We start from the raw sequence: 17,087 nt of genomic DNA on the forward strand, positions 1-17,087 counted from the left end.
GGCGAACCACCGCCAAAAGCGGAATCCCTTGAGTCACAAAGGCTTTGAAACTGGCCCGCTTCTGGCATGGGGCGGCGCGGGGACATCTCCCCGCCACGGGACTACCATGCCGCGTTCATTCTTTCGCACCGTTCTCCGCACCGCCCTGGCCGCTCTGGCCGCCGCTTCCGCCTTCGTGGCGGCGCCGGCGTTCGCCAAGTCGCGGATCAAGGACATCGTCGCCTTCGAGGGCGTCCGGGACAACCAGCTGATCGGCTACGGCATCGTCGTCGGCTTGAACGGCTCGGGCGACTCCCTGCGCAACGCCCCGATGACCAAGCAGAGCCTGGAGGCCATGCTGGAGCGTCAGGGCGTCAACGTGCGCGACGGCAACCTGAACACCAAGAACACGGCCGCCGTCATGATCACGGCCAACCTGCCGCCGTTCGCCGCTCCCGGAGCGCGGGTCGACGTCACCGTCTCGACCATGGGCGACGCCAAGAGCCTGCTGGGCGGCACCCTGCTGGTCACCAGCCTGCAAGGCGCGGACGGCCAGACCTACGCGGTCGCTCAGGGCACCGTGCAGACCGGCTCGGTCTCGGCCGGCGGCGCGTCGGGCAGCTCGGTCACCAAGGGCGTGCCGACGGCCGGCCGCATCGCGGCGGGCGGCATCATCGAAAAGGACACCGGCTTCCAGATGGTCAATATGGACATCCTCCGTATGACCCTGCGCAATCCGGACTTCACGACCTCGCGCCGGATCGCCGACGCCATCAACGGCAAGTTCCCCAACTGCGCCCAGGCGCAGAACCCGACCATCGTCGCCGTGCGTGCTCCGCCCGGCATGGACATGATCAGCTTCATCACCAGCGTCGAGAACCTGGAAGTCGAGCCCGACTCCCCCGCCAAGGTCGTGATCGACGAAGTGGCCGGCGTCATCGTCATGGGCGACGACGTCCGCATCAGCCAGGTGGCGATCGCTCAGGGCAACCTGACCATCACGGTCCAGGAAAACCCCGCCGTCAGCCAGCCGGCTCCGTTCAGCCAGGGCCAGACCGCCGTCGTCCCGCAATCGACCGTCAGCATCGACGAGGAAAAGGGCAAGCAACTGATCACCCTGGGCGGCGCGCCGTCGCTCAAGAGCCTGGTCGGCGGCCTCAACGCCCTGGGCGTCACGCCCCGCGACATGATCTCGATCCTGCAGGCCGTGAAGGCCGCCGGCGCCCTGCAAGCCGAAATCGAGGTGATGTGATGAGCGCCCTGTCCGCCGTCGCCGGCTTCGCCGCCAAGCTCGACACGGTCGCCGCCGCCGCCCAGACGGTCGTCCAGTCCGTCGAGGAAAAGGCCAAGCGCGCCAAGATCGCCGAGACCGCCAAGAACTTCGAGGCCTCGTTCATGTCCGTGATGATGCAGCAGATGTTCGAGGGCGTGAAAACCTCCGAACCGTTCGGCGGCGGCAACGGCGAAGCGATGTTCAAGTCGCTGATGAGCGACGCCATGTCCAAGCAGGTCACCAAGGCCGGCGGCGTCGGCCTCGCCTCGTCCATCCAGCGTGAAATGCTGAAGATGCAAGGTCTGAAGGAGTAGCCCATGGCCATCGCCGCCATCGACGCCGACGATCGCGTCCATCAACTGATCCTGCTGACCGAGCGCCTGACCGACCTGATCGCCAAGGAAGCCCTGGCCTTCGAGACCCACCGCCCGCACGAGGCGGCGCAGTACGTCGAAGAAACCTCCAAGCTGGCCAATCTCTACCGCTACGAGTCGATGCGGGTGCGAGCCAATGTCGCCCTCGTCGAGGCGGCCAAGCCCGAGCTGCGCCAGCGCCTGCTGCGCGCCACCGAGGCCTTCGACTCCGTCCTGGCGCGCCAGGCCCGGGCCGTGACCGCCGCCAAGACGGTGACCGAGGGTCTGGTTCACGCCGTGGCCCAGGAAATCGCCAGCCAGCGCGCGGCTCCGGCCACCACCTACGGCGCCGGCGCAATGATCAACGACCGTCCGCAGCACGGCGCGGCGATCACCTTGAACCGGCAGGCCTAGCCGAAGGCGAAGACGGCCGCGGCCCGCGCCGCGCCGTCCGGATCGCCGAAATCGGCGACCGGATATTCCGCCACGACCCGCAGTCGGTCCGTCGGCAGGAAGGCCCGGAAGGGATCGCCGATCAGCACCGCGATCCCGGCGCCCACGCAGCGCTCCAGAAACGCCGTGACCCGCACCGCCAAGTCGGGGTCGTAGAAGAGATCCCCCACCAAAATGAGATCGACCTCCGGCGGCTCGCCCGCCGTCAGGTCGCCGTGGATCGCCTCGACCGTGACGCCGTTGGCGGCGGCGTTCAGCCGCGTGACGGTCAGCGCATAGGGGTCGACATCGGCCGCCCTCACCTCGCCCGCCCCGGCCAGGGCCGCGGCGATGGCGACGAGGCCCGAGCCGGCGCCCAGGTCCAGGATCCGCTTGCCGGCGACGATCTCGGGATGGTCCAGCACGTGGCGCGCCAGGGCCAGCCCCCCACCCCACGGCCGCGCCCAATAGGGCGAACCGAAGTCCGGATCGGCCTCCGCCAGCCGCATCAGGCCGCTGCGCGGCCCCGCCCGGTGCAGGCGGATTTCCGGGACGCCCGGAACCGGCTCCAGCGGCAGATGGTCTTGGATGAAGGCTGGGAGGTCCAGGAAGCGCATCCTTGGCGGCGATCCAGCCGACTTAGGCCGCCCCTCCCGACTTCGCTAGTGGCCGCCGCCGATCAGCCGCTTCTTGCGTCGGTGCAGGCTGGCGGCGATGGCGATCAGCACCAGCGGGACCAGGGCCGACAGCACGTGCTCGCCCCCGCCCGGCCAGCCGTGCAGCCAGGGCTTCAGCAGGTAGCCCAGCAGTCCCAGCACATAGTAGCCGACCGCGAAGATCGACAGCCCCTCGACCAAGCCCTGCAGCTTGGTCTGCAGCTGCAGGCTGGCGTCCATGCCGCGCAGGGTTTCCTGGTTCTGGCGGTCCTGGGCCAGGCCCAGCTTGGTGCGCAGCAGGTCGCCGCTGCGGGCGATGCGCAGGGACAGGTCGTCCAGACGCCGATCGGCCGCCTCCCGCGTGCGCATGGCCGGCAACAGGCGCCGGGCGATGAACTCGCTCATGGTCGAATGGCCGGGAACCCGCCGCTCGCGCAGGGCCTCCAGCCGGTCGAGGGCCAGGCGGTGGTAGGACTCCGTCGCCCCGCGCCGGAACCGGCTCTTGGCCGCCCGCAGTTCGACCTCGGCCGACAGGACCAGCAGGTGGTCGAGAACGCTTTGGCTGTCCTCGCCGGCCGCCAGGCCGCTGGTGATCCGGGCCAGCCGCGCCTCGGCCCCATCCAGCCAGGCCAGGAGCTCGCGGGCCGGCGGGAAGCCGATCAGGGCCAGCTTCCGATAGTTGCCGATCTCCAGCAGGGTCTGGACCAGGCGCGAGACCTCGTCATTGGCCAGGCCGATGTTGTGAACGTGGATGCGCCCCGTTCCGCCCTCGCGCAGGCGGAAATCGGTCCAGATTCGCGCGGCGCCGTCGAACACCTCGCACGAGACGCAGCGGTGCAAGTCGATATGGCGACCCAGGGCCGCGGCGGCGGGAGGCTTGGCGCTGGGCGCCGAGACCGAAATCTCCACGCCGCGGAACACCTGGCCCGGCGCGCCGTCCAGCCAGAAGAAGCTCTCGTTCGGGCGCGGCTCGAAGCCCAGGTCAGCCCCGAGCGGCCCGTAGGCGAACCAAGTCCAGGTCGAGAACTCCTGATGCCGCTCCCACAGCCAGCCGCCCTCGGCGTCCGCGACCACGACCCGGCCGGCGGAGGCCTCCTGCCCCGGCGCGAACAGGCCGACGAAGGCCGCCTCGGCCGCGCGATCCTCGGCGTCGACCAGGAACACCCACTGGCGCAGGCGGACCGGCGCCCGGTCCAGCGGCAGCGCCCGCAGGTGCATAAGTTCGCTCAATGTCACCCGAAGCGGGTGGTCCCGACCGCCGTCCATCTCATCCTCGCCCTGCGACGCCGGATCATCGAGTCAGGCTCAATGTTACCGGTCACATGACGCTAGCGGACATCACGGGCGGCGTCACGCGGTTTGAGCTGGATCATCCGTTCGACGCCGATCGCGGCCAGGAAGTCCTGGTCGTGGCTGACCACCAACAGCGCCCCGTCATAGCCGGACAGCGCCGCCTCGACGGCCTCGATCGAGGCAAGATCCAGATGGTTGGTCGGCTCGTCCAGGATCAGCAGCTGGGGCGGCGTGGCGGCGCATAGCACGCAGGCCAGGGCGGCCCGCAGGCGCTCGCCGCCGCTCAGCGTCCCGGCGACCTGATGGGCGGCGGTGTTACGGAACAGGAACCGCGCCAGGGCCGCGTGGGCGTCGTTGACGGTGGCCGTCGGGTTCAGCCGGCGGAAGTTCTCAAGGATGGTCTCGTCGTCGCTCAGCAGCGCCGCACGCTGGTCCAACACGGCGACGGGCACGGACAGCTTCACCTCTCCCGCCGTCGGTGACAGATCGCCCGTCGCCAGACGGATCAAGGTCGTCTTGCCCGTCCCGTTCGGACCCGACACGGCGACGCGCTCGGGCCCGACGATCCGGAACGACAGGCCGTCGATCACGCTGCTTCTATCCGGCCAGGCGAAGGCGACATCATCGAAGGCCAGCACCGTCCGCCCGTCGGGCAGGCCGCTCGAAGGCAAGTCGAAACCCAGGGTCCGGGCGCGTTCGACGCGCGCCTGCGCCGAGGCCTTGGCCTCCTGGGCTTGGGACGCCAGCCTTTCGGCGAGCTTGCCCTCCTTCGCCCCGCTGTTCTCGGCCCGCTCGGCCATCATGCCCAGCACGATCTTCGGCGTCCCGCCCCGGTCGGCGAAGCGCTGGCCGGCGGCGTCACGGCGATCCTTACGCTCGCGGGCGACCTGGGTTTCGCGAGCGACGCGGCGGACCTCGCGTTCGGCATGGTCGAGGTCGCGCTGGGCCGCCTCCGCCTCCAGAGCCTTCCGCTCGGCATAGAGATCCCAGCCGCCGCCGTACGAGCGCGCGCCCAAGGACGACAGCTCGACGATCCGGTCCATGCCGCGCAACAGGCTCCGGTCATGACTGACCACCACCGCCCCGCCGCGCCGGCGGGACAGCACCCTGGCGACGATCGCCCTGGCTTCGGCGTCGAGATTATTCGTCGGCTCGTCCAGCAGCAGCACGTCCGGCCGCGCGATCAGCAGCCGCGCCAGACCCGCCCGGGTCGCCTGGCCGCCGGACAACGCCGTGGCCGGTCGTTCGGGATCTAGCCCCGCCAGGCCGACATCGGCCAGGGCCTGGTCCAGGCGTCCGGGCAGGTCCCAGTCGGCTTCGGAGAGATCGGCCTCATCGCCCTCCCCGCGCTCGATACGGGCCAGGCGATCCCACTCGGATCCGACGCCCAGCAGGTCGACCAGTCGCGCGTCGCCGGAGAGATCCGGCGCCTGGTCCAGGACAGCGACGGTTCCGGCGCGGGCGATCGTCCCAGCCAGCGGCGGCCGCGCGCCGGCGATCAGCGCCAGCAAGCTCGACTTGCCCACGCCGTTGCGCCCCACCAGGCCGATGCGCTCGGCCCCGATGGCGAGGTTCAGGTTTTCGAAGAGACGCCGGCCGTCAGGCGTGGCGGCGGAAACAGCATCCAGAGTGACGAAGGACATGCGAACCCAGGGTCAGAGAAACGGGAAGGACGAAGCGGTCTTCCGTCTTGCTGATCATGGGAGCCTCCATTGGATGGGAAGGGGCGGCTTCTACGCCCGCGAACGCGGTTCGGCAAGCTGAGCCAAAGGCAAGTCGACGCCGCAAGGATCGGGTGTCGCCGCGCCGCGACCGGCGCGAGAACGCTCCCAACAGAGGAGTTTCCCATGGCCTACGCCGTCACCAGCCTGCCCGCCGAACCGTTCGCCGCCCTGTTCGCCCTGGACGACGAAGCCCTGGCCGCCCACGGCGCCCGCCGCGTCGTCGCCGATGCCCGCCTGGGCTTTCCCTGCCGGGTCAGCCTGGACGACGCCGAGCCCGGCGAGACCCTGATCCTGGTCAATTACGAGCATCAGCCCGCGCCGACTCCGTTCCGCGCCAGCCACGCCATCTTCGTGCGCGAGGGCGTCGAACCCGTCGCGACGGTGGACGAGATGCCGCCCGCCCTGCGCCGCCGCCTGCTGGCGCTACGGGCCTTTGACGCGGACGGCATGATGCGCGCCGCCGACATCGTCGAGGGCGCGCGGGCCGACGCCTTGATCGCTGAACTGTTCGCGGATCGGGAGATCGCCTATCTGCACGCCCACTACGCCAAGTGGGGTTGCTACGCGGCGCGGATCGACAGGGCCTAGGCTTGCGGGCCTAGTTCGGGACGATGGTGTTCAGGACCCAGACCAGCGAACCGATCCCACCGCAGAACACCATCATGTCGATGATCACCGAGCGCGGCTTGGGCGTCCGCAGCGCGTCGAACGCGTCCTGCTTGGCTTCCTGCTTCCCGCTGGCTGCGGCGGCGGCCTTCTTGGCCATGGGCTCGATCCTTCTGAGCTCGGGCCCCCGCCCGATCGAGGCGGTTAGATCATGCGTGGGCTGAAGAACCCGCTTCCAAAGAGGGTTTAGCGAGTCTCAACGGTCAAGGTCGGGCGCGCCTACTTCGCGCCCTTGGCCACGCCGTCGGTCAGGACATTGCAGAGCTTCATCTGGTCGGTGAGGAAGGCCTTTTCGACCGCGTCGCCCTTGCGGAACTTCGGCACGATCGCGGTGGCGAACCGGAAGCGGGCGTCCGAGACGGCCTTGCGGTCGACCTCGCCGCGCACCCGCAGCGTCTCGAACGCCTCGGCCAGCGAGGGCGCGTAGAACAGGTTCGGCGGCATGTAGAGCGGTGGGTAGAGAATGCGCAGGGCGCCGTCGCCCGGCGCGATGATCGTGTTGGACGTCACATCCGGGTCCGACAGCAGAAACCGGGTCAGGTCGCAGGCCGCCAGGGCCTCGCCCCAGCTCTGGGCCTTGTTGACGTCCAGCGCGGCCAGCGACTGCGGCGCGGCCGCTTGGGCGTGGGCCGTTCCGGCGAAAACGAGAGCCGCGAGCGCGGCGGCGAAGGCGCGATACGGACGGGTCATGGGCGAAGCTTGCCACTTCCACGCGTCTTCGCAAGCGCCTCTTCGGAAAGTGATCCTGCTGGCCAGGATCAAGGGCAGGCGCCCTGGCGCACCAGCGGCGCCGTCGAGGGATTGGCCTTGCGCATTCGGCCGACGACCCGGCAAAGGTCGCGCTGCCGCCGCTTGTCGTCGTCGGCGGTTGGCGGCTTTCGTGGTCCGAACTGGTGCTCCTCCCAGTTCCGCTCGTCGATCGGGCCGATGAAGTTGGGCGACGGGCGCTTGTCGGGCCGCTTGCCCCAGGCGTTGTAGCAGGCCTCCTTCTCCTCCGGCGTCATGTGCTCGCTGGTGTGGCCCAGGCATGCGCGCTGCAAGCGGCCGAGGCCCATGGACGGATTGCCCTCCAGCAAACGCCAGCGGTCGACGACCTTGGGGTCGACCGTCCATCGCGGCTCGATGGCGGGCGCGGGCGGCCCTTCAGGCGCGGCGACGGCCGATGGACCCTCGCCCTGCGCGGCCGTGGATTGGGCCGATTCTGCCTGGGGCTTCGCCGATCGTGATCCGCCCCTCGTTTGGCGCTCCGGCGAGAGCCGCCGTTGCGGCCGTTCCAGCTCCAGCACGATCACGGGCTGCTCGCCGACCAGCGGCGCCGGTTCTTCGATCAGCACCAGCGCGCCGAGGATCAGGCCATTGATCAGCATGCCGCCCGAGGCGGCGATCCACCGTCTGGTCCACGCGCCCCGCCCCATGCGCTTGCCACCCCAAGTTAAGCTTGGCCAGCAGGACGCGTTTCGATGGCGCCGTTTTCGAGGCCTTCCAGTGTCCGCGCGGCGGCGCCCTGCTGACATCCGCTGTCAGCAGTCCGGCCACCTCGCGCGCGCGACATTTGTTCGCATCTTGTTCTTGTGTTAATCCGCGCATCGAGCCCTACATATAGCCGCTGCGCCGCCACCAATCGGGCGGTCCTACGTTCCGGAAAACATGGCTGAGCAACTGAACTTCATCCGCGTTCGCGGCGCCCGTGAGCACAATCTCAAGGACGTCAGCGTCGACATCCCGCGTGGCGAGCTGGTCGTGCTGACCGGCCTGTCGGGCTCGGGCAAGTCGTCCCTGGCCTTCGACACGATCTATGCCGAGGGCCAGCGTCGCTACGTGGAAAGCCTCTCGGCCTATGCCCGCCAGTTCCTGGAGCTGATGAGCAAGCCGGACGTCGACCTGATCGAAGGCCTGTCGCCGGCGATCTCGATCGAGCAGAAGACGACGTCGCGCAACCCGCGCTCGACCGTCGGCACGGTGACCGAGATCCACGACTACATGCGCCTGCTGTGGGCGCGGGTCGGCATCCCCTACTCGCCCGCCACCGGCCTGCCGATCGAAAGCCAGACCATCAGCCAGATGGTCGACAAGATCACCGCCCTGCCCGAAGGCACGCGTCTCTACCTGCTCGCTCCCGTCGTTCGCGACCGCAAGGGCGAGTACCGGAAGGAGATCGCCGAGTGGCAGAAGGCCGGCTTCCAGCGGCTGAAGATCGACGGCGAATACTATCCGATCGAGGACGCCCCGGTCCTCGACAAGAAGTTCAAGCACGACATCGACGTGGTCGTGGACCGCGTGGTGACCAAGCCCGACATGGAGCAGCGCCTGGCTGACTCCATCGAACAGGCCCTGCGGCTGGCCGACGGCCTGGCCGTCGCCGAGTTCGCCAATATCGAGGAAGGCGAGAAGGAGCCGAGGCGCATCCTGTTCTCGGAACGCTTCGCCTGCCCGGTCAGCGGCTTCACCATCGCCGAGATCGAGCCGCGCCTGTTCTCGTTCAACAATCCAGCCGGCGCCTGCCCGGCCTGCGATGGCCTGGGCGCCAAGCTGGCCTTCGACGCCGATCTGGTGATCCCGGACAAGGACAAGAGCCTGCACAAGGGCGTCGTCGCGCCTTGGGCGAAAGGGCCTTCTCCGCTCTACACCCAGACCCTGCAGGCCCTGGCGCGTCACTACGGCTTCTCGATGGATGAGCCGTGGCACAAGCTGCCGCAGTCGGCCCGCGACGTGGTGCTGCAAGGCTCCGGTGGCCAGAAGATCAAGTTCGTCTATGACGACAACGCCCGGAAGTACGAGGTCGAGAAGCCCTTCGAGGGCGTGCTGCCGAACCTGGAGCGCCGGTGGCGCGAGACGGACAGCAGCTGGGTCCGCGAGGAACTGGGCCGCTACCAGTCCGACACCCCGTGCGAGGTCTGCCACGGCAAGCGCCTGAAGCCCGAGGCCCTGGCCGTGAAGATCGCCGCCATGGATATCGCCGAGGTGTCGATGCTGGCCATCCGCCCGGCCCGCGACTGGTTCGCGAGCCTGGAAGGCCAGCTGTCGGACAAGCACATGGAGATCGCCCGGCGGATCCTGAAGGAGATCAATGACCGCCTGCGGTTCCTGGTCGACGTCGGCCTCGACTATCTGAACCTGTCACGCGGCTCTGGCACCCTGTCGGGCGGCGAGAGTCAGCGCATCCGCCTGGCCAGTCAGATCGGCTCGGGCCTGACCGGCGTGCTCTACGTGCTGGACGAGCCGTCGATCGGCCTGCACCAGCGCGACAACACCCGCCTGCTGACCTCGCTGCAGGGCCTGCGGGACCTGGGCAATTCGGTGCTGGTCGTCGAGCACGACGAGGAGGCCATCCTCACCGCGGACTTCGTGATCGACATGGGCCCGGCCGCCGGCGTGCACGGCGGCGAGATCGTCGCCCAGGGCAAGCCGGCCGAGATCATGGCCAATCCCCGGAGCGTCACCGGCCAGTACCTGACCGGCGTGCGCGAGATCGAGGTGCCCGAACAGCGCCGTCCGATCAGCAAGAAGACGCTGAAGGTCATCGGCGCCACCGGCAACAACCTGAAGGGCGTCACCGCCGAGATCCCGGTCGCGACCTTCACCTGCATCACCGGCGTGTCGGGCGGCGGCAAGTCGACCTTCACGATCGAGACCCTCTACAAGGCCGCCGCGCGCCGCCTGAACAACGCCAGCGACGCCCCCGCGCCGCACGAGCGGATCGAGGGGCTGGAGAACTTCGACAAGGTCATCGACATCGACCAAAGCCCGATCGGTCGCACCCCGCGCTCGAACCCGGCCACCTATACCGGCGCGTTCGGCCCGATCCGCGACTGGTTCGCCGGCCTGCCCGAGAGCAAGGCGCGCGGCTACGGCCCGGGCCGGTTCTCGTTCAACGTCAAGGGCGGCCGCTGCGAGGCCTGCCAGGGCGACGGCGTCATCAAGATCGAGATGCACTTCCTGCCGGACGTCTACGTCACCTGCGATATCTGCAAGGGCAAGCGCTACAACCGCGAGACCCTGGACGTGCTGTTCAAGGGCAAGACGATCGCCGATGTCCTCGACATGACCGTCGAGGAGGCGGCCGACTTCTTCAAGGCCGTGCCGCCGATCCGCGACAAGATGGAGACGCTGAAGCGCGTCGGCCTCAGCTACATCAAGGTCGGCCAGCAGGCCACGACCCTGTCGGGCGGTGAGGCCCAGCGGGTGAAGCTGTCCAAGGAGCTTTCCAAGCGGGCCACCGGCCGCACGCTCTACATCCTCGACGAACCAACCACCGGCCTGCACTTCGAGGACACCAAGAAGCTGCTCGAGGTGCTGCACGAACTGGTCGACCAGGGCAACACCGTGGTGGTCATCGAGCACAATCTGGACGTGGTGAAGACCGCCGACTGGCTGATCGACTTCGGCCCCGAGGGCGGCGACGGCGGCGGCGAGATCGTCGCGGTGGGCTCGCCCCAGGACGTGGCCAAGGTCGAGGCCAGTTGGACCGGCCGCTACCTCAAGGACCTGCTGGCCCGCCACGAGGACCGCCGCAAGGCGCGGGTCGCCGAGCTGAAGAAGGCGCGGGCTTAGGCTCTCCGAGCCGGAAAGAGAAACGCCCCGGAGAGCGATCTCCGGGGCGTCTTCGTATCTACCAGGCGCCGTCGCTGGAGGATGGCGCGGGATCGCCCTTCAGCGCCATGTACATGGTCGGCGCGGGGGTGAAGATGATCAGGCTCGTCAGCACCGACATCACGCCGGAGAGCAGGGCCTGAGCGATGCCCACCGGCGTGAAATAGGCCGCCAGCGAGCTGGTGTCGGCCCGCATCATCCGGCTGGAGAAGTTGATGTCGCCCGAGATCAGCGCCGCGACGCCGGTGACGATGGACATCAGCAGCAGGAAGACGATGACGCACATCACGCCAGCCAGGAAATAGGCGCCCAGCATCGGCCAGAAATGACCCCGGGTCAGCGGCATCGACCTGAAGAGGGTGATCTTGCCGTTGTCGAAGGTGGCTGCGCTGGCCACCGACAGGCGAACGGCCAGATAGACACCGCCGCCGATCATACCCACGAAGACCAGCAGGGCCAGCATGGCGCCGGTCGGGCCACCCATCGCGCCCAGGAACTCGATCAGCACCAGCCCGACCAGGAACACGCCGAACAGCACCAGATTGAGCAGCAGCCAGACGCCGGCCTGGCGCAGTTCGTCCATGCCGAAGCGCAGATGGGCCAAGCCTTGGTCATGGGGGCGCTGGACCAGACGGTTGACCCCCGCGAAGACCACGCCGTTCACCAGCAGCATGTAGGGGATCGAGATCAGCGATGCGGGGGTCATGCCCGCCAGGACGTTTCGCAGCTCTTCCTGGTCCGGATCCGCCCCCGCGGTCTGCATGAAGGCTGAGAACGTGTTCAGTTCCTTGCCGAAGAAATGGATCATCGCGACGCTGTAGGCGATCGAGGCCACCGTCATGATCAGCATCCACACGCCCACGGACTTCAGGTTCTCACGCACCAGGCGGAAACCGGAAAAGGCCGCGTCGGAGGCGGAAATCTTGGACATGCTGAGCTCGTGAATGACGTGGGCCGTTAAGGCTAAACGGGTTCGCCGCGCTTCGACAGGGCCGCGAACGCCTTTATTCGCTCGGGCTTGCGGTAAAGCCCACACAGACTCTAACATCCGTTTGAAACGCGACCGCCAGTGTCGCTGAGATGGGGAGTCGAAAATGAAGCTCTATGGCGAATCCATGCCAGCGCCCAATCCGCGCCGTGTGCGGATCTTCCTTGCCGAAAAGGGCCTGGAGGTCCCCGAGATCCGGATCGGCATGATGCAGGGTGGTCACAAGTCGCCCGAGCACCTGGCGCGCAACAGCCTGGGCCAGGTGCCGGTGCTGGAACTCGACGACGGGACGACGATCAGCGAGACGGTCGCCATCTGCCGCTATTTCGAGGTGCTGCACCCCGATCCGCCGTTGTTCGGGGTCACCGCCCTGGAACAGGCCCAGGTCGAGATGTGGACCCGACGGGTCGAGTTTCGCCTGATGGTCCCGGTCGGGATGTTCTGGCGTCACGCCCATCCCCTGACCGCTCGCCTGCTGAAGCAGAACGTCGAGTTCGGGGAGTCGAACCGCGAGGTCGTCGAGAAAGGCCAGATGTGGCTCGATCGCGAACTGGCCGACGGCCGGCCCTATCTGACGGGCGAGACCTATACGATCGCCGATATCGCCGGACAGACGACCCTCGACTTCGCCGACTTCACGGGCCTGAAGACCCCGGCCGAAGCCAAGCACGTCCTGGCCTGGCGCGAACGGCTGGCGGCGCGCCCCAGCGCGGCGGCCTAGGCTGCTAGGCGTGCAGGCCCGCGTCGATCTCGTCCTGGTTCAGGTGGGCGAAGGCGCGGGCTGGAGCGGCGACCAGGATCACCGTCTGCAAGGTCAGGAAGACCGGGGCCAGCAACAGGTTGGCCAGCAGAGTCAGGATCAGGCGCGGATGGCCGCCGACCACGTCGCCGGACGTCGGCTCGACACCGCCGCCGAGTAGGTTGCCGACGATGCTCGACAGGGTCGCCCCGACGATCGAGACCAGGGCGCTCAGCACGATGGCCACGACGAACATGCCCAGCAGCCGGAAGAACTGACCATGGGTCTGGACCCAGGCGGCGCGAAGGTCGATGTGGTGGTGCGAGAAGGCGTGCGGGCCCAGCAGCGACAGGCGCACGGCGACCCATAGCGACAGACCGATCACGGCCAGGGCGCCCAGGGTGCCGAACCATCCGGCGGCCGCGCCCGACAGCAGCGACGTCCCCAGCACCACCGCGCCGGACGGGATCACGGTCACGCCCAGGGCCGCGGCCCAGGTGATCAGCGAGACGACCAGCAGCTGGATCTCCTCCTTGCCCAGCCGGAGATAGGCGAAGCGGCTGTTCTTGGGCTCGATGACCGAGCGGATGATCGCCGCCTGCAGCACCGAGCCCAGCACCAGGGCCAGGGCGATCAGCAGCACCATCACGCCGCCCAGATGGGTGATGAGGTTCAACATCTCGCGCGGATCAGCGGACGAGCCCCGGTTGGCCAGCGCCGCGCGGCCTTCCTCACCCAGCACGATCTTGGCGATCAAGCCCAGGATCGGCAGCATGACGAGAGAAAAGGTCGCCCAGGCCAGGACGGCCACGGGCTTGCGCCGCATGATCTTGAGGCCCTCGAGGGCGGCGTCGACGGGGCGAACAGACATCTAGGCGTCCTGCGAAACCGCGCTCTGGCGGTAGATATGAACTAGCGCTCCGGCCCAGGCCGGCGCCAGCAGAAGATAGGCGAGCGTGGCGCTCGCCGCCGTGGGTCCCAGCCCTCGCGCGGGGATCAGCCCGAACAGGGGCGCGGCCACGACCACCGGCAGGGCCAGCGCCAGGCCGACCGCCAGCAGGGTCGCGACCCGCCCCTTGGTCATGGGGAAGGCGCTCAGCACCCGAACACCGGACTGCTCGATCGTGGCCGGGGCGGTGAAGGACAGGCGCAGGCCCAGCCAGATCATCAGGGCCAGACCCGCCAACGGCGCGAGGCCGGCGACAAGGCCGGCGGGACCAGCATTGGCCAGAGCGGCCTTCCAGGCCTGAGCCGAGGCGACGTCGAGGTTCGGGGCGCTGGCGCGCGCGACGCCAAGGGCCACCGCCCCGATCGCCACCAGCAGGATCGAGCCGATTAGCGCGAACAGCGCCAGCACCAGCAGGTGCGCGCCCAGCAGCCGCCATTCGTCGCGTCCCCAGCGCAGGCCCTTGATGCCCGGCGCGCGGTCGAAGGCTCGGCGGAACAGCGCGCCCTGGGCCAGGACACCGGCGGCCAGGGCGACCAGAAGGCGCGCGCCTGGCGGCAGGAAGCCGGCGGCCACGGTCAGGACGATGGCGACGAGCAGGGCCGCCCAGCAGGCGTTGATCGACGCCCCGAGGTCGGAGACACCCGCGCGCAAGGCACTGGCGACGCTCGCCGATCCATCCGCCATCCGCTCAAGCCCTCTCACGCGACGCCCGCGTCGGACTGCCTGAAGCGAGTCACCGCGATCCCGCGCAATCTATGGCCTCGCCGCGCGTCTGGCGATGGCGCCGCGCGCGCGAAACCCAATGGGGCACCGGATTTCGTAGCGCCGTAACGCCGGCGCCACGCGACGATCAGGGCTCCGAGACCAAGGCGCGATGCGCCACGATCCACGGGGCGTAGAACACGGTCTGAACCACCGCGCTGAAGAGGGCCAGGATGGCGCTGAAACCGGCCACGAAGGGCCACAGCTGGCGCAGCCACTCCAGCGGCGGCCTGGCCAGGAACGCTTCCAGTCCGCCCGGGCCATGCAGCGCCGCCAACGAGCCGCCCGCCGCTATGCCGACGCCCAGCAGCACACCGCCGAACAGGATCTCCAGGCACAGCACCAGGACGATGGTCAGCAAGGTCATGCCCAGCAGCCGCCAGCCTTGCCCCCGGGTCAGGGTCCAGGACTCGAACAGCCGGAACTGGTTGTCGACGAAGGTCATCGGCGCGGCCATCGACAGGCGCAGGGCCAGCCAGACCAGCACGCCAAAGGCGATCGCCGACGCCGCGACGCCGGTAGCCACGCCCACGGCGTGACCGCTCTCGCCGCCGCTGACCATCACCACCGCCGTCAGCACGACGACCAGCAGCACCACCACGAAGATCACGATCAGCGCCAGCACGTACTCGACCAGCAGCAGCAGCGTCAGCCACAGCTCGCGCGAGCCGATCCGCAGATAGGCCCAGGCCGACTGTTCGGGCGCCAGCACGGCGCGGAACACCGCGGCGGCGAACACCGCCTTCACGAACGAGGACCACAGCCAGAACAGCAGGTTCACCCCGGTCATGCCGGCCTGGGCTTGCATCATCTGCTGGAACGCCTCCGGACTAGGCGTGGTGTTGCCACGTTCGGCGATCGCCAGCTGGATGATTGTCTGCAGCTGCGGGCCCAGAACCAGGACGCACAGGACCGCCGGGATCAGCACCGCCACGATCAGGGCCAGCGCCCAGCCGACCACCGCCAGCGGCTTGCGGCCAATGACGCCGAAGCCCGCCGTCGCGGCCTCGGTCACGGAAAACCTCGCCATGTGCCCTCCCAGGCTCGCCAGGCGCGCGGGGCCCAGCCCATGACTCGGAGCCTACACGAGGTTTCGCCGAGCGACAGCCGGAGGTATAGGGCGCCCTATGACCACGAATTCGACCCTTCCCCCCATCCACGTCATTGGCGGAGGCCTGGCCGGCTCCGAAGCCGCCTGGCAGATCGCCCAGGCCGGCGTGCCGGTGGTCCTGCACGAGATGCGCAAGGACGACGCCACCGGCAAAGTCACGACGGACGCGCACCACACCGACGGCCTGGCCGAGATGGTCTGCTCCAACTCGTTCCGCTCGGACGACTGGCAATTCAACGCCGTGGGCCTGCTGCACGCCGAGATGCGCAAGCTGGACAGCCTGATCATGTCCTGCGCCGACCAGCATCAGGTGCCGGCCGGCGGCGCCCTGGCCGTCGACCGCGACGGGTTCTCGGCCGAGGTCACCCGCCGTCTCGAGGCCCACCCGCTGGTCACCATCGTCCGCGAGGAGATCGCCGGCCTGCCGCCCGAAGAGTGGGACAACGTCATCGTCGCCACCGGTCCTCTCACCTCGCCGGCCCTGGCCCAGGCGATCCTGGACATGACCGGCGAAGGCCAGCTGTCGTTCTTCGACGCCATCGCGCCGATCATCCACTTTGAGTCCATCAACATGGACGTGGCCTGGCGCCAGTCACGCTACGACAAGGAAGGCCCCGGCGGCGACGCGACCGCCTACATCAACCTGCCCATGAACAAGGAGCAGTACGAGGCCTTCATCGACGCCCTGCTGGCCGGTCCCAAGTCCGAGTTCAAGGAGTGGGAAAACGTCCCCTATTTCGACGGCTGCCTGCCGATCGAGGTGATGGCCGAGCGCGGCCGCGAGACCCTGCGCCACGGGCCGATGAAGCCGGTGGGCCTGACCAATCCGCGTGACCCGCTGGTCAAGTCCTACGCCATCGTCCAGCTGCGCCAGGACAACGCCCTGGCCACGTTGTGGAACATGGTCGGTTTCCAGACCAAGCTGAAGCACGGCGTCCAGGCCGAGACCTTCCGGATGATCCCGGGCCTGGAGAACGCCCAGTTCGCCCGCCTCGGCGGCCTGCACCGCAACACCTTCATCAATTCGCCCAAGCTGCTGGACAAGTCGCTCCGCATGAAGGTCCAGCCGCGCCTGCGCTTCGCCGGCCAGGTCACGGGCGTGGAAGGCTATGTCGAGAGCGCGGCCATGGGCCTGCTGACCGGCCGCTTCGCCGCCGCCGACCGCAAGGGCGCGCCGATCGACGCCCCGCCGCCGACCACGGCGCTGGGCGCGCTGGTCGAGCACATCACCGGCGGTCACCTGGAGGCGGGCAACGGTCCTGGCAGTTTCCAGCCGATGAACATCAATTACGGCCTGCTGCCGCCGCTCGAGGCCCCGAAGGTCGACGAAGACGGCAAAAAAATCCCGCTCAAGGAGCGCGGTCGCGCCAAGAAGCGCCTGATGAGTCTGCGCGCGCTCAAGGATCTGGACGCCTGGGCGGGCCTCTGAGCCACTAAAACACGTGTCATCCCGGAAGCCTCGCGGAGGCATCCGGGACCCAGGGGCCGGCGCACTGCGGTCGCCCCTGGGTCCCGGCTCTCCGCTTCGCCGCGGCCGGGATGACACGTCTTTGGATACTTGGGGACATGCAA

18 protein-coding genes and 1 pseudogene are annotated in these 17,087 nt (G+C 68.7%); 7 read left to right on the forward strand and 12 right to left on the reverse strand.

Annotated features, from left to right (window positions below; translation table 11 throughout):
• Positions 1–106: 106 nt before the first annotated feature.
• The 3 genes from AC1RRV_RS15145 to AC1RRV_RS15155 are packed head-to-tail and all read left to right on the forward strand — an operon-like array spanning position 107 to position 2,019.
• A complete protein-coding gene (locus tag AC1RRV_RS15145) occupies positions 107–1,231 on the forward strand; it encodes a flagellar basal body P-ring protein FlgI (RefSeq protein WP_492860475.1) in 1,125 nt (374 codons plus the stop codon).
• Entirely contained in the window at positions 1,231–1,566 is a 336-nt protein-coding gene (locus tag AC1RRV_RS15150) for a rod-binding protein (RefSeq protein WP_492860476.1), read from the forward strand. Before AC1RRV_RS15145 ends, AC1RRV_RS15150 begins: the two co-directional genes overlap by 1 nt.
• Before the next feature lie 3 nt (positions 1,567–1,569).
• Positions 1,570–2,019: a flagellar basal body protein gene (locus tag AC1RRV_RS15155; RefSeq protein ID WP_492860477.1), complete on the forward strand. Its 450-nt coding sequence runs from the start codon at positions 1,570–1,572 to the stop codon at positions 2,017–2,019.
• On the opposite strand, the gene AC1RRV_RS15160 is transcribed toward AC1RRV_RS15155, so the two are convergent.
• The 4 genes from AC1RRV_RS15160 to AC1RRV_RS15175 form a co-directional block, all read right to left on the reverse strand.
• Positions 2,016–2,645: a class I SAM-dependent methyltransferase gene (locus AC1RRV_RS15160; protein WP_492860528.1), complete on the reverse strand. Its 630-nt coding sequence runs from the start codon at positions 2,643–2,645 to the stop codon at positions 2,016–2,018. The genes AC1RRV_RS15155 and AC1RRV_RS15160 overlap by 4 nt on opposite strands.
• 54 nt (positions 2,646–2,699) lie before the next feature.
• The gene (locus tag AC1RRV_RS15165) at positions 2,700–3,959 is read right to left on the reverse strand and encodes a DUF3422 domain-containing protein (RefSeq protein WP_492860478.1); all 1,260 of its coding nucleotides are present in this window, start codon (positions 3,957–3,959) and stop codon (positions 2,700–2,702) included.
• A 62-nt stretch (positions 3,960–4,021) separates the two neighbouring features.
• Positions 4,022–5,629, reverse strand: a complete 1,608-nt coding sequence (locus AC1RRV_RS15170; RefSeq protein WP_492860479.1) for an ABC-F family ATP-binding cassette domain-containing protein — start codon at positions 5,627–5,629, stop codon at positions 4,022–4,024.
• Positions 5,586–5,699 (reverse strand): hypothetical protein, encoded by a 114-nt coding sequence (locus tag AC1RRV_RS15175; protein WP_492860529.1) that lies wholly within the window; start codon positions 5,697–5,699, stop codon positions 5,586–5,588. Before AC1RRV_RS15175 ends, AC1RRV_RS15170 begins: the two co-directional genes overlap by 44 nt.
• Before the next feature lie 134 nt (positions 5,700–5,833).
• Between AC1RRV_RS15175 and AC1RRV_RS15180 the strand changes: the two genes are divergently transcribed.
• Positions 5,834–6,298 (forward strand): DUF1203 domain-containing protein, encoded by a 465-nt coding sequence (locus tag AC1RRV_RS15180; protein WP_492860480.1) that lies wholly within the window; start codon positions 5,834–5,836, stop codon positions 6,296–6,298.
• A gap of 10 nt (positions 6,299–6,308) precedes the next feature.
• Here the strand turns inward: AC1RRV_RS15180 and AC1RRV_RS15185 are convergent, their stop codons facing one another.
• The 3 genes from AC1RRV_RS15185 to AC1RRV_RS15195 form a co-directional block, all read right to left on the reverse strand.
• Positions 6,309–6,476 carry a hypothetical protein gene (locus AC1RRV_RS15185; protein ID WP_492860481.1) on the reverse strand — a complete coding sequence of 56 codons (168 nt, stop codon included), beginning with the start codon at positions 6,474–6,476 and terminating at the stop codon, positions 6,309–6,311.
• A 119-nt stretch (positions 6,477–6,595) separates the two neighbouring features.
• Positions 6,596–7,066, reverse strand: coding sequence for a hypothetical protein (locus AC1RRV_RS15190; RefSeq protein ID WP_492860482.1), 471 nt, complete (start codon positions 7,064–7,066; stop codon positions 6,596–6,598).
• A gap of 68 nt (positions 7,067–7,134) precedes the next feature.
• Positions 7,135–7,791, reverse strand: a complete 657-nt coding sequence (locus tag AC1RRV_RS15195; RefSeq protein ID WP_492860483.1) for a hypothetical protein — start codon at positions 7,789–7,791, stop codon at positions 7,135–7,137.
• A 232-nt stretch (positions 7,792–8,023) separates the two neighbouring features.
• Here AC1RRV_RS15195 and uvrA point away from each other — a divergent pair, with 232 nt between their 5' ends.
• Entirely contained in the window at positions 8,024–10,927 is a 2,904-nt protein-coding gene (gene uvrA / locus AC1RRV_RS15200) for an excinuclease ABC subunit UvrA (protein ID WP_492860484.1), read from the forward strand.
• A 58-nt stretch (positions 10,928–10,985) separates the two neighbouring features.
• Here the strand turns inward: uvrA and AC1RRV_RS15205 are convergent, their stop codons facing one another.
• Positions 10,986–11,897, reverse strand: a complete 912-nt coding sequence (locus AC1RRV_RS15205; protein WP_492860485.1) for a hypothetical protein — start codon at positions 11,895–11,897, stop codon at positions 10,986–10,988.
• 163 nt (positions 11,898–12,060) lie between these two features.
• On the opposite strand from AC1RRV_RS15205, the gene AC1RRV_RS15210 reads away from it, so the two are divergent.
• The gene (locus tag AC1RRV_RS15210; protein ID WP_492860486.1) at positions 12,061–12,675 is read left to right on the forward strand and encodes a glutathione S-transferase family protein; all 615 of its coding nucleotides are present in this window, start codon (positions 12,061–12,063) and stop codon (positions 12,673–12,675) included.
• Between the two features lie 4 nt (positions 12,676–12,679).
• Here AC1RRV_RS15210 and AC1RRV_RS15215 read toward each other — a convergent pair whose 3' ends face one another.
• The 3 genes from AC1RRV_RS15215 to AC1RRV_RS15225 all read right to left on the reverse strand — a co-directional run bounded on the left by AC1RRV_RS15215 (position 12,680) and on the right by AC1RRV_RS15225 (position 15,434).
• Positions 12,680–13,564 (reverse strand): hypothetical protein, encoded by an 885-nt coding sequence (locus AC1RRV_RS15215; protein WP_492860487.1) that lies wholly within the window; start codon positions 13,562–13,564, stop codon positions 12,680–12,682.
• Positions 13,565–14,293 carry a hypothetical protein gene (locus tag AC1RRV_RS15220; RefSeq protein ID WP_492860488.1) on the reverse strand — a complete coding sequence of 243 codons (729 nt, stop codon included), beginning with the start codon at positions 14,291–14,293 and terminating at the stop codon, positions 13,565–13,567.
• 199 nt (positions 14,294–14,492) lie between these two features.
• Positions 14,493–15,434, reverse strand: coding sequence for a hypothetical protein (locus tag AC1RRV_RS15225; RefSeq protein WP_492860489.1), 942 nt, complete (start codon positions 15,432–15,434; stop codon positions 14,493–14,495).
• A gap of 97 nt (positions 15,435–15,531) precedes the next feature.
• On the opposite strand from AC1RRV_RS15225, the gene trmFO reads away from it, so the two are divergent.
• On the forward strand, positions 15,532–16,944 hold the full coding sequence (trmFO, locus tag AC1RRV_RS15230; RefSeq protein WP_492860490.1) for a methylenetetrahydrofolate--tRNA-(uracil(54)-C(5))-methyltransferase (FADH(2)-oxidizing) TrmFO: 1,413 nt from the start codon (positions 15,532–15,534) through the stop codon (positions 16,942–16,944).
• Between the two features lie 6 nt (positions 16,945–16,950).
• Here trmFO and AC1RRV_RS15235 read toward each other — a convergent pair.
• Positions 16,951–17,060: pseudogene (locus AC1RRV_RS15235) on the reverse strand (hypothetical protein); the annotation flags it as partial.
• Positions 17,061–17,087: the final 27 nt, after the last annotated feature.

Source organism: Caulobacter sp. GW821-FHT11E10 (genome assembly GCF_058808375.1).